Source organism: uncultured Veillonella sp., assembly GCF_934230905.1.
GTDB lineage: Bacteria > Bacillota > Negativicutes > Veillonellales > Veillonellaceae > Veillonella.
In genome coordinates, this window is sequence record NZ_CAKQFJ010000009.1 from 1 (window position 1) to 13,104 (window position 13,104).

The 13,104-nt window shown below is 37.6% G+C and carries 6 protein-coding genes and 1 pseudogene; 3 read left to right on the top strand and 4 right to left on the bottom strand.

Annotated elements, in window-relative coordinates; translation table 11 throughout:
* Positions 1–851, bottom strand: a pseudogene (locus Q0E20_RS03475) (hypothetical protein); the annotation flags it as partial.
* Positions 852–1,391: 540 nt separating this feature from the next.
* Between Q0E20_RS03475 and Q0E20_RS03480 the strand changes: the two are divergent.
* From Q0E20_RS03480 to Q0E20_RS03490, 3 genes are all read left to right on the top strand, one after another.
* Positions 1,392–7,238 (top strand): ESPR-type extended signal peptide-containing protein, encoded by a 5,847-nt coding sequence (locus Q0E20_RS03480; protein ID WP_295996361.1) that lies wholly within the window; start codon positions 1,392–1,394, stop codon positions 7,236–7,238.
* A 203-nt stretch (positions 7,239–7,441) separates the two neighbouring features.
* On the top strand, positions 7,442–8,026 hold the full coding sequence (locus tag Q0E20_RS03485) for a hypothetical protein (RefSeq protein ID WP_295996364.1): 585 nt from the start codon (positions 7,442–7,444) through the stop codon (positions 8,024–8,026).
* 8 nt (positions 8,027–8,034) lie between these two features.
* Complete coding sequence (locus Q0E20_RS03490) at positions 8,035–8,613, top strand: hypothetical protein (RefSeq protein ID WP_295996367.1); 579 nt, start codon at positions 8,035–8,037, stop codon at positions 8,611–8,613.
* A gap of 125 nt (positions 8,614–8,738) precedes the next feature.
* Here the strand turns inward: Q0E20_RS03490 and Q0E20_RS03495 are convergent, their stop codons facing one another.
* The 3 genes from Q0E20_RS03495 to Q0E20_RS03505 are packed head-to-tail and all read right to left on the bottom strand — an operon-like array spanning position 8,739 to position 13,103.
* The gene (locus tag Q0E20_RS03495; RefSeq protein ID WP_295996371.1) at positions 8,739–10,721 is read right to left on the bottom strand and encodes a fructose-specific PTS transporter subunit EIIC; all 1,983 of its coding nucleotides are present in this window, start codon (positions 10,719–10,721) and stop codon (positions 8,739–8,741) included.
* Between the two features lie 40 nt (positions 10,722–10,761).
* Complete coding sequence (gene pfkB / locus Q0E20_RS03500) at positions 10,762–11,670, bottom strand: 1-phosphofructokinase (RefSeq protein ID WP_295996373.1); 909 nt, start codon at positions 11,668–11,670, stop codon at positions 10,762–10,764.
* 38 nt (positions 11,671–11,708) lie between these two features.
* The gene (locus Q0E20_RS03505; RefSeq protein ID WP_295996376.1) at positions 11,709–13,103 is read right to left on the bottom strand and encodes a Na+/H+ antiporter NhaC family protein; all 1,395 of its coding nucleotides are present in this window, start codon (positions 13,101–13,103) and stop codon (positions 11,709–11,711) included.
* Between the last annotated feature and the right edge of the window lies 1 nt (position 13,104).

Sequence of the window (13,104 nt, forward strand, 5' to 3'; positions counted from 1 at the left end):
GCCGCGATACGTTCTTGTTCAGCCTTAATAGCTGCTTGACGTTGAGCTTCAGCTTGTTGAGCCGCGATACGTTCTTGCTCAGCTTTGATAGCTGCTTGGCGTTGAGCCTCGGCTTGTTGAACTGCCATACGTTCTTGTTCAGCCTTAATAGCTGCTTGATGTTGGGCTTCTTGTTGCTGTGCTAATAGTGTAGCTTGACGCTGAGCCTCAGCTGCACGTTCGGCCGCCATTTGACGGATTGCTTGTGCTTGTTCGCTGCTTTGTTGTTGCATTGCTTCTTGCTGAGCAGCTTGTTCTTCAGCTAATTTAGCTAAGCGTTCACGTTCAGTACGTTGTATATCCCGAATTGTTAGCGTGCGTTTTGCTACAACTGATTTACTAACCGTAGTAGTAGGGAGCATTTGCGGTGTTGTAGATTGTTCTTCTTGAATTAATGGTTTCGGTTGAATGTATACAGGCTTACTGTTAGACTCTGTTGTTTGATTTTGTAAGTTTTGAGTAGCTTGAGGATGCTGTACATTAATCAAACTATGCATTACTAATGTAGGTTCCATAACTGTCTTTGTTTGTTTATTAACGACATATTGTGGTTGTGAAATAGCCTTGTATTGTTCAGATAATGCTTTCGCAGTATCTGGAACTGGTACTGGGCGTACACGAGGAACCATTGGTGTTATGGTAGATTGTGTTTGCGCAGGACGTATTGCTACTTGTTGTGTTGTTGATTCAGTAGAATTGTTTGTACTCACTAAATCGTTCATATTAAGGGCAGGTGCTGCATGAGCAACACTGCCTAAGGTTGCTGCTGCAAATAAAGCGGCAGTAACTTTACGTTTCTTAGATAATTTCATGAATTATTCTCCGAATTTAGATTTCAAATAATAATTTATAATTTTAAAATTTATTTATATTTATATAGTTTAACATAAATGAGCAAAATTGTATACTTTCCCTCTATATAGTGTTTATCTGTAGCGATTAGTACTATTGTAAGTATATGAATTTAGAAATAAATTTAAAATTATAAACGATTTGACTTTAAATAGGATAGAGTGCTCATTAATAGTTGACTTGTGTATTACTCATGAGTTTGTCGTAATTATTTTATGAATAAAATTTTAATTATGAAATTTATAATGGTTAGAAAAATACGTATTTAATAGTTTTACCAGGAGTATAAAGATGGAGTAAGATGCTATTATTGCAATTATATTAGTTATATTTATCATGAGTTAATCGTGAAAATGTGATTAAAATCACATTCAACTATATCGAAAATTTTATATACTTAATATATCGAAAACATTAAAAATTTCAATATAGGTTGAGTTAGTATTTAGATGATTTGAGAACTTGAGAAAATATACATCATCTAATTTTTGAGGGAATCAATGAATAAAGTATTTAAAGTAATCTGGAATAAGTCTAAGAATTGTTATGTAGTCGTTTCTGAATTAGCTAAGAATAATAGCGGTAAAAAGAAAATTGTAGTAGCGGGCATTTTTGCGGTATTAGCTATGACTAATGCTAGTAATGTGCTAGCGGTAAACTCAGTGCCATCTAATACTGGAGGGGCTACAGTTGCTTATGGTAGTGGTACTATTACAGGTGTGAATGCAGTTGGTTTAGGTAAAGATGTAACTGCAAGTAAAAATGATGTAGTTGTAATTGGTACCGGTGCAAATGCTAATAGTGGTGGCAGTGTTGCTATTGGCAAAGGTGCATATTCTAATAGTGGTCCAGCTGCATTAAGTACAGCAAGTGTTGCCGTTGGTTTGCAAGCATCTGCTGATGGTAATACTACAGTTGCGATTGGTACAAATGCAAAGGTTAAAAATAGTAAACAAGGGATTGCTATTGGTGGTGGTGCTGCTGCAAATGACGGAGCCATTGTAGAGGGCGATCAAAGTATTGCTATCGGTGGTAATACGCTTGCTAAAGGTGATGCATCTATCGTTATTGGTGGTGACGATACTGATAGTGCAAATGGTAGAACCGTTGATTACACAGATATTAATAATGGTAATACTGCATCTTCAAGCTTACAAGTAGCGGTGCAAAAACTAACTGGTGTAAATTTGGGTAACCCTAGATGGACTACTGCAACTGCTGGACATGCAGGTATTACTCTTGGTATGAAGGCTCATTCCGGAAATGCTAGTATTGCAATTGGCACGGCGGCTAATGCACAAAATCGACTTTCAGGTACTACAGATGTAACGAATGCCGTGGCTATCGGTACCGGCGCTAAAGCGAATCGAGATAACTCCGTTGCATTAGGCGGTGGTTCTACTACCGATAAAGCAGGTACAAAACAAACTAGTTATACATTACCGAATAATATTACAGCTTCTTGGGCCGGTGGTGATAAAACATTACCAGGTGACGTAGTATCCTTTGGTTCTGCAGGCTATGAACGTCAATTGAAAAACGTGGCTCCTGGTGAGGTAAGTGCTACTTCTACAGATGCAATCAATGGTTCTCAGTTAGCAGCTATTGTTAATCAAATTGCTTATAGATATATTTCTATTAATTCTCAAGATATTCCAAATGAGGATAATACAGGCGCTAAAGCAACTAACTCTATTGCCATCGGTCCTAATGCGTCCATTACAGCAGCGGCTAATAAAGCGATTGCTATTGGTGATGGTGCAAGTGCAACAACTGCTAATGGTGTAGCCATTGGTTCTCAATCTGTTGCTAGTACTGCGGCAGGTGCAGCTGGTTATAATACTAATACTGGTCGTACTGATACATATGCTAACTTAACTGGTGCCACTTTAACATCTACGTTAGGTGGTGTTGCGGTAGGTACAACAGGTCAAACTCGTCAAATTAACTATGTTGCTGCTGGTACAGCTGATACAGATGCAGTTAACGTAGCACAATTGAAGAGTGTTAACCTTGCTTTCACAGGCGACACTGGTAGTGGCGATGTAAATCTAGCAAATAGTAAATTAGCCATAAATGGTGATAATACATACATCGAAACGACAGCTAATGGTAAGAAAATTACAATTGCTGGTAAAAAGCAAGATATTGCTGTTACAAATGGTACAGCTACAGGAACAGCTGGTATGGCAGATTCTAAAAATGTAGCAGAAGCCATTAATAAGGCTATTGATCAAAATAAATATACGTGGGATCTTTCTGCTAATGGTGAAGCAACACCTGTAACAGTTGAAAAAGGTAATAAAGTAGATTTCTCTGGCGATGATAACATTACTGTTGCTAGAAACGATAAAAATATCTCTCTATCCTTGAAGAAGAATTTAACAGGTTTGAACAGTGCATCCTTCAAAGATGCGGCAGGTAATGAAACTGTTAAAATCGATGGTGATACAGGCATCAATGCAGGCGATAAGAAGATTACTAATATAGCTGCTGGTGTAGCTGATAAAGATGCTGTTAATGTTTCTCAATTGAATAAAGTTGATGACAAAGCAGAAGCTAATAAAAATGCTATTGATAAAAATACAACTGCTATTCAAAAAAATACGACAGCACTTGCTAATAAAATTTCTTTAGAAGGTAATACTGGTTCTACAACTGAAAAATCTTTGAATGACGGAAACGTAAGTTTCAAGATCAAAGGTGAAGATGGTCTTACTACAACAGCTAGTGGTAATGATGTAACTATTAAGCTTGATACAGATACTAAAGATAAAATCGATAACGCTGCTGATAAAAACTTGAGCAATTTAAATCCAGCAGGTGAGCAAAAGGTTAAAGATTTAGCAGCTTGGAAAGTAGTTGCTAATAGTGGTATTGCTGAAGATGTTAAAGGTGGCGATACAGTTAAGTTTATCGATGGTGATAACATTGGAATTACGCAAGCTGGTAAAAACTTTACAATTGCAACTAAGAAAGATGTAACATTTGATAATATTACAGCTACTCAAGGTATCACAGCTCCAACTGTAACCGCTACAACAGGTATAGTAACGCCTCAAGTAACAGGCTTGACAAATAGAACTTGGACGCCAGGTCAAACCGTAGCTGAACCTGGTCGTGCTGCCACAGAAGATCAATTGAAAGCAGTTGATGATCAAGTAGCTGCAAATAAACAAAATATCACTAACAATACAAATGATATTGCTACTAATAAAGGGAATATCGATAAAAATACAACAGCTATTGCTCGTAAGATTTTCTTAAATGGTAATACTGGTACTACAACTAAGAAATCTTTAAGCAATGATGATGTAGACTTCACTATTAAAGGTGAAGATGGTATTACTACAACAGCTTCTGGTAATGATGTGACTGTTAAACTTGATGCAGTTACTAAAGACAAAATCGATAACGCTGCAGACAAAAATTTGAGTAATTTGACTCCAGACGGTAAGAAACAAGTTAAAGAGTTAGCGGCTTGGAATGTAGTGGCTAATAATGGTACTGCAGAAAAAGTTTTAGGTGGCGACACTGTTAAATATATTAATGGTGAGAACATTATCATTACTCAATCTGGTAAAGATTTTACATTTGCTACTAAGCCAGATGTAACATTCGATAATGTGACTGCAAATCAAACCATTACAGCACCTAAAGTTAAAGCAACAACTGGTGTGGAAACACCTCAAGTAACAGGCTTAACCAATACAACTTGGGATCCAACTAATATTACGTCTGGTCGTGCTGCAACCGAGGATCAATTGAAGGCAGTTGATGATCAAGCTAAAGCAAATAAGGATAATATTACTCGAAATACTAGTGATATTGCAGATAATAAGCAAAAGATTGCAGATAACAAAACTGCTATCGATAAAAATGCTGGTGATATTGCTATTAATAAATCAGCGATTGCTACTAATAAAGATAACATTGATAAAAATACAACAGCGATTGCTCGTAAAATATCTTTAGGTAGTGATAATGGTGATACAACTGAAAAATCTTTGAGTGCAGGTGATGTTAAGTTCAATATTAAAGGTGCAAATGGTATTACAACTGCAGCTAATGGCGAAGATGTAACTGTTAAATTGGATAATACTACAAAAGATAAAATCGATAATGCAGCAAACCGAGACTTGAGTAACTTGACTCCAGCTGGGGCACAACAAGTTAAAGATTTAGCAGCTTGGGATGTAGTAGCTAATAATGAAACGGCTGAAAAGGTTCAAGGTGGCGATACAGTTAAATTCATCGATGGTGATAATGTTTCTATTACACAAAATGGTAAAAATTTCACTATCGCAACTAAGAAAGAAGTAACATTCGATAAGGTAACGGCCAATCAAAAGATTACGACTCCTGAAGTAAGTGGCTTAACAAATACAACTTGGGATCCAACTAATATTAAGTCTGGCCGTGCTGCAACGGAAGATCAATTGAAAGCTGTTGATGATCAAGTAACAGCAAATAAAGATAATATTGCTGCTAACAAAGATGCTATTAATAAAAATGCTAGCAATATTGCAGTAAATAAAACTCAAATTGATCAAAATACAAAAGCGATTGCTCGTAAGATATCCTTAGGTAGTGATAATGGTGATACAACTGAAAAATCTTTGAGCACAGATGATGTGAAATTCAATATTAAAGGGAAAAATGGTATCGTTACTGAAGCTAATGGCGACGATGTAACTGTTAAATTAGATGACGATACTGCCAACAAAATCAACAATGCAGCAAATACTGATTTGAGCAACTTAACAGCTGTTGGTAAACAACAAGTTAAAGATTTATCCGCATGGAATGTAGTAGCTAATAATGGTACTGCTGAAAAAGTTGAAGGTGGTAATACAGTTAAGTTCATTGATGGCGATAATATTGTTATTAAGCAAAATGGTAGAGATTTTACAATAGCTACAAAAAAAGATGTAGCCTTTACATCTGTAGTAGCAGATACAATAACTGCTAATCAAACAATTACAGCACCGACGGTGAAAGCAACTAGTGGTGTAGAAACACCTCAAGTTACGGGCTTAACTAACACTGTATGGATTCCAGGCCAAACGCAACCTGTTACTGGTCGTGCAGCCACAGAAGATCAATTGAAAAAAGTGGATGATCAAGTAGCGGCTAATAAAGCTAACATCACTAAAAATGCCGGTGATATTGCGGCAAATACAGTAAATATTGCAGCCAATAAAGCCCAAATTGATAAAAATACAAAAGCGATTGGTCGTAAGATTTCCTTAGGTGGTAATACAGGTTCTACTAATGAAAAATCTTTGAGCACAGGTGATGTGAAGTTTGATATCAAAGGTGAAAATGGACTGGTTAGTGAGGCTAAAGGTGATGATGTTATTATCAAGATTGATGATGCTACTAGAGCAAAGATTGACAATGCGGCAAATCAAGATTTGAGTAACTTAACTCCTAAAGGTGAACAACAAGTTAAAAATCTATCTGCATGGAATGTGACATCACCGAATGGCACTATTGAAAAAGTACAAGGTGGTGACACTGTAAGATTCCGCGCAGGAGATAATCTTGTTCTTGATCAAGATAAAACGACTTTCACATATTCTTTGAGTAAAGATATAAAAGATCTTACTAGTATTACTGTAGGTAGTGATAACGGACCATCTACAAAGATTACGGATGCAGGTACAGCCGTAAGGGATGCTGATGGTAATACTACACTTGTTAGAGGCACTGGATTGACATTTATTCCTGCAGATCGCTCTGCAGATCCGGTATCCTTAACGGCTGATGGATTACAGAATGGTGGACATCAAATTCGTGGTGTAGCACCTGGTATAGATGATTCTGATGCAGTAAATGTAGCTCAGTTAAAAGCGAGTCAAGCTGAAATTCAGGATTCCATTAATCGTGTAGGGACTGAAACACAACGTGTAGGTGCTCATGCTGCCGCTATGGCCGCTTTGAAGCCAATTCAATATGATCCATTGGAACCAACACAAATTATGGCTGGTATTGGGAATTATCGAGGTGAGACTGCCGGAGCTTTGGGTCTTGCTCACTATAAAACGGAAGATACAATGTTTAATATTGGGGTTACTTTAGGTTCTAATCATAATATGATAAATGCTGGTGTAACGCATAAATTCGGCGGCAGTCGTGAAAGAAAGGATGCTATTCCTGATCGTTACAAAGCAGGTCCTATTAGTTCTATCTATGTAATGCAAGATGAAGTAACTCAGTTACGATCTGAAAATGAACAACAGAAATCTAAGATTGATGCACAACAAGTTAAATTAGATCAGCAACAAACTGAGATTAATGATTTAAAAGCTATGGTAAGTCAATTGCTTACTAAATTGTCTTAATAGGTAGAATTACTTTAATAGAGCAATTTTATATAGTAGAGTGTAACTACGTCAGAGAGAATATTAAACTAATGTTTAGTAGTTAAGAACAGGACTTATGTCACTATAGTGTGACATAAGTCCTGTTTCTTATGTATACATTTCTTAATGAAATATGGTATGCTTTTGGTAATTTATCCGATTTTTGTTTTAAAGGAGAGAATATGTTTAAAAAATTTCTATTAGCATGTATGGTGATGGCTACTTTTACCATGCAAATTCAAGCTATTTCAATTAATGAATTAAATAGCTCACCGCAGTTTAAAAATGTGTATCAAAAATCGTATTCTTATGGAGATGGTTCTATACAAAATAAGCTGATAAGTTATTTAAATACATATTCTGTAGAGTCTTTAGAATACGCAGCACCACACTATAAATTAAAAGGTACTTTTTATGCTGTTTATGAAACTCCTCGAAGTACATCTATTACAGAATATGAATTAACTGCTACGTACGATACGAATTACTCTTTAGGGTCTTTAATACAAGCTATGAATCTTGTAAAGCCATCACCATCTATGTATGCTGTAATTAAGGCTGCACAGGATCAATCAGGGATACAAATCGAGTTACGAGAGGTGAAACGATATAATGTAGACGGTACAGAGGTTATTAGTAAAGTTCCTTTAGTACATCAATTACGTCCATTAGATCGTGGACGGTTTGATGAAGACTTATTTGCTGTAGCAGACGCTATGTTTGCTGTAGCATATCAGCAGCATTTTGACGACATTGTAGTGAAATGAGGTACTTTATGAAACGTTTTTTATTTCTTATGGCGCTGGTATGTGTTTTGTGTGCTTCTTTAAATCCTGTGAAGGCTGTGTCCAATACTGAGTTGCAAGATACTAGTCGTTTTGCACGAATTATATCTAAAGGTGATACAGGTGGTGGAGATGGTAAATATATTGAATTAAGTACTATCCGAGATAATTCTACAGATGCGCATACAAAAAATATAGAGGCTAAGATATATGTTGTATTGCCTTCATCTGATTTAATTAGGGAATATAAGGTTCGTTATGACTATGACTTAAACCTTTCCTTTGCTAATATGGTAGCTAAGGTACCAGAGCTAAAAACAAGGCTACCAGATTTTACTTTAAATGAACTATGGAATATAAAAATGATGGAATCTGGTATTGTAGGGATGGTATTAAATCAACAGGATTACACTCTTAATGGTGAAAGTAAACCAACACAACCAGCTCTTAAAGGCTATGAGAATGTTACATTCTTAACACCTACGGACTTTGATTTTGAAAGCTATCATGTTGCTAATCGCATATTTAAAATGGTGTATGGTACATTCTATGATGATGTAATCCTATAATCAGATAAAAATATAATCTATACATACAAACACCCTATGTCAGTATTGTGACATAGGGTGTTTTGCATACATTAGTTATTAGTCAGTCGTTTATAATGATTAAACTAAATAGACCAATTGTGATATTATTTTTTGAGTTTTGGTTTTACAATAGCCAAGATAATGCAAGCCACAACGGAACCGATTGCAATAGATGCAAGGTAAAGAAGTGGATTGCCGATTGTTGGTACTACGAAGATACCGCCGTGAGGGGCACGTAATGTACATTTAAAGAACATAGACAATGCACCTGCCGTACCAGCACCGATGATACAAGATGGTAATACGCGGATTGGATCTGCAGCAGCAAATGGAATGGCACCTTCTGTGATGAAGGAAAGCCCCATGATGTAGTTTGTAATACCAGATTTACGTTCTGCCTCTGTAAAACGACTAGGGAAGAATGTCGTACAAAGGGCGATGGCTAATGGGGGAACCATACCACCTGCCATAACGGCTGCCATAATACCATATTCACCAGTCGCTAATGCACCGGTACCAATAACATAGGCTGCTTTATTTACAGGACCACCCATATCAACAGACATCATAGCACCAAATATGAGCCCTAACAATACACGGCTAGTAGTCCCCATTGTTTGTAAGGAAGTCATAAGCCATTCGTTCAAGGCTGATACAGGAGGATTAATGATAAATGTAATAGCGATACCAATAAATAATACGCCAAGTACAGGATAGAAAAGTACTGGTTTTGTACCTTCTAATGCTTGTGGTAAACCGGATACTAGTTTCTTAACTAAAAGCACTAAATAACCTGCTGCAAAACCTGCAATCAAGGCGCCAAGGAAACCAGAACCACCTTGGTTCGCTAGCAAACCGCCTACAAAACCAGCTACTAAACCAGGACGGTCTGCGATACTCATAGCTATATAACCTGCTAGAACTGGTAACATAAAACCAAAGGATGCACCGCCTATTTTCATTAAGAATGCAGACAATGGTGTACCCGATCCAAAGCCAGAAGGGTTAGCTGGATTAAATGTATCGAATAAGAATGCTAAAGCAATTAAGATACCGCCACCAATAACGAATGGCAACATGTGAGATACGCCGTTCATTAAATGCTTGTAGATTTGACGACCAAAGCTATCTTTTGCATCGATAGCAGAGTTCGCACTATCTTTGTCGGATTGGGAGGCGTGGTATACTGGTGCGGTGCCAGATATAGCCTCGCGTAACAATTCTTCAGCTTTATTAATACCGTTTGCAACCTTTGTTTGAATCATTGGCTTACCGTCAAAACGGGCCATTTCAACTTGACGATCGGAAGCAACGATGATGCATTTTGCATGATTGATTTCTTCTGTTGAAAGAGCATCTTTGATACCAGAGGCACCATTTTTTTCTACTTTTAATGAAATGCCCATTTCCTTTGCTTTACGCTCTAAGGACTCAGCTGCCATATACGTATGAGCAATACCGGTAGGACAACCTGTAACAGCTAATACGTCATAATGTGGGTTGTCTACAGTTACTTTAGGAATAACCTTTTCGATAGCCTCTGTAGCTTTTGCTTCGATAGCTTCGGTAATACTTGCGGCGTTTTGAGCATCTGCGGTTTTAATATAGCCTTCTACTGAAGGATCAAAGTTTCCTTCTTCTTTAGCGGAGATAAGTTCTAAGAAACGATCAACTGTAGTAGCTTGAATAAGGGCGTTTTTAAAGTCTGGGTCAATAACCATAGTTGCTAATTTGCTCAATACTTCTATATGTGTATCAGCAGCGTCTTCTGGGGCAGCAATCATGAAGAATAGGCGGGATGGTTGTCCATCTAGGGCATCGAAATCAACACCATTTGGAACGACCATGGCGGCAAGACCGGCTTCTTTCACGCCTGTGGATTTAGCATGTGGTGTGGCAATGCCATCGCCGAGACCTGTAGAACCAGATTCTTCACGGGCGAAGACTGCTTGTAAGTATTCTGCCTTGTCAGATAAGTTGCCACTCTTATCCATTAAATCACCTAAGATGTAAATAGCATCAGCCTTTGTTACTGGGGCTGCGTTCAGCAGGATGGACTGGGGCTTTAATAAGTCAGTAATCTTCATGTGTGTACTCCTTACTGTACATATATATTGAATAACAAAATTAACAAATTGTGTTAAGCAAGGTAAGAACCTCGTCTTTAGTGGCTAGATTTTCCGAAAACGCTGAAGCAGAGCCTGTAGCAATACCCCAATAGAGGGCTTGTTGTAAATCTTGAGTATTTAGGTATCCCGTTATAAAACCAGCTACCATAGAATCACCGGCACCAACGGAGTTTATAAGAGTTCCTTTAGGTGGAGGACTTGTATAGACTGAACCATCAGCAGATACCAAGATGGCTCCATCGCTAGCCATAGAGATGAGTACATGTTGTGCACCTTGCGTTTGTAATTCTTTGGCTGCATTAATTAAATCATCGTTTGTAGATAGGGGGCGGCCCAAAATTTCACTTAATTCATGATTGTTTGGTTTAATTAAAAATGGCTTATATGGTAATACGCGAGTTAATAAATCCTTAGTTGCATCTACGACGATACGAATATGTTTATGCGCTAAGCGTTCCATAATGATTTCGTACATGGTGCTTGGAAGGCTAGAAGGAATGCTACCAGCCAAGACTAATGTATCTTGATCTGTTAATGTATCGAGTTGGGCATATAATGCGTGTAGTTCATCATCTGCGATGACGGGACCACGACCATTGATTTCTGTTTCTTCATCGGATGCTTTGACCTTAACATTGATGCGGGTTAAACCATCCTTGAGTCGGATGAAACTTTCACGGACGCCAAATTCATTAAGTTGACGTACGATTTCATTACCTGTAAAACCGCCTATAAATCCTAGCGCTGTTGTATCCATACCTAGGTTATTGAGTACGATTGACACATTGATGCCCTTGCCACCACCGAGTACATATTCTTGTTCTGTACGATTGATAGTACCAGGGGTTAAGTGGTCTAAGCGAACGATATAATCCAATGCCGGATTGAAAGTAATCGTATAAATCATAAATTTTCCTTTATGTTTCTTATAAATTATAGAATGTGTTAGTAGGAGCGGTGTTCTTTACGTCGTAAACGATACCAATAGATAAGTGGTACTAGGTATAAGAAAAACGCAAATGGAATGTACCCGGCAGGTGATATATCTAGCATAATGATTGGTACAAGAGCAGCGATATTCCATGGTTGTAAAGCGGCAATAAGAATGCCACTATTTTCAAAGTCTAGCATCACATTTTCGTCTTGAATACGTTCCTTAGCATAGGTGGTACGCATAATTGAATGTGTCATGATTACGGCAATTGCTTGACTACAACCAAGGGCCCCAGTAATAAATGCAATGAGTACATTCGACGCAAAGAGTTCAGCACGCCCTGATACGTTTTGCAATAGACAGCGAATATCATTCCAAAAGCCGACGCCTTCTAACATTCCAGAAATGGAACATGCCATGAAGATGGATAGTGTTGGTATCCACATGGTTTGTAAACCTCCGCCGTGAATGATATCGGTTAGTGGATTATAATCAGGCAATGTAAAGCCAACTAAGCTAAATTGCAAAATATCCATAAGTGTATAATTTTGATGAATCATTGCTAAGATGGCTGCCGCTAGTGCACTCAAACCAATAGGCCAACGTATAGAAAGTTTTGTTGGCAATAGTCCTATGACAATAAGAACAGGTATCCATAATGTCCAATGGATGTTGAAAACAAAATGAATTGTATCTGCTAGATAATTGTTTGTGTAGTCGAGTGGGAACCATAAGGATAATAGTATATATAATATGCAGCTAATAATAAGAGCAGGTATGCTGTCTTTAAACATGATAGGAATATTACTATTTACCTTTGTATGTGTAAGGGCTGCTACCAGTGAGGCACTGGAAGATAGAGGTGAATTTCGATCTCCTAAATAAGCCCCTGCCATAATAGCCCCGGCCACTATATCGACAGGGAGATTTCCTGTTTTAGCAATTGTAATTAATACAATACCGATAGTGCCAACTGTTCCTAGTGATGTGCCAAGTAGCATACTTACACAAGATGTAATTAAAAATGCACAGATAATGAACAGGTTGGGATTAATCAGTTCTATACTAGAGGCAATAATCATAGGAATGATACCTGATGCTTGCCACATGGCTGTTAACCAGCCGATAAGCAAAAAGATTTGCATTACCACAATACTGGTTTTTGCACTTGTCCAAGACATACGGAGTAAATCTTTTAGAGAATAGCCTTGACGATATAGAGCGTAAGCAAAGCATAACCATATGAGAATTAGTGCGTAACCGATGGGCACATTCAACATTAGAGAGGCCAAAATAATGAAGATAGAAACGAGTAATGACACCAATAGTCCTATATTACTTGGCAGCATAGGGCGCCCCTGTTTATATTTTAAGTATGCTTGTAATAGTAACTGTAACCACTTCATA

Excerpts from the sequence above, each read along its gene's own strand:
- Q0E20_RS03480 (WP_295996361.1), top strand. The coding sequence starts at position 1,392 with ATGAATAAAGTATTTAAAGTAATCTGGAATAAGTCTAAGAATTGTTAT.
- Q0E20_RS03505 (WP_295996376.1), bottom strand. The coding sequence starts at position 13,103 with ATGAAGTGGTTACAGTTACTATTACAAGCATACTTAAAATATAAACAG.
- Q0E20_RS03490 (WP_295996367.1), top strand. The coding sequence starts at position 8,035 with ATGAAACGTTTTTTATTTCTTATGGCGCTGGTATGTGTTTTGTGTGCT.
- Q0E20_RS03485 (WP_295996364.1), top strand. The coding sequence starts at position 7,442 with ATGTTTAAAAAATTTCTATTAGCATGTATGGTGATGGCTACTTTTACC.
- Q0E20_RS03495 (WP_295996371.1), bottom strand. The coding sequence starts at position 10,721 with ATGAAGATTACTGACTTATTAAAGCCCCAGTCCATCCTGCTGAACGCA.
- pfkB (WP_295996373.1), bottom strand. The coding sequence starts at position 11,670 with ATGATTTATACGATTACTTTCAATCCGGCATTGGATTATATCGTTCGC.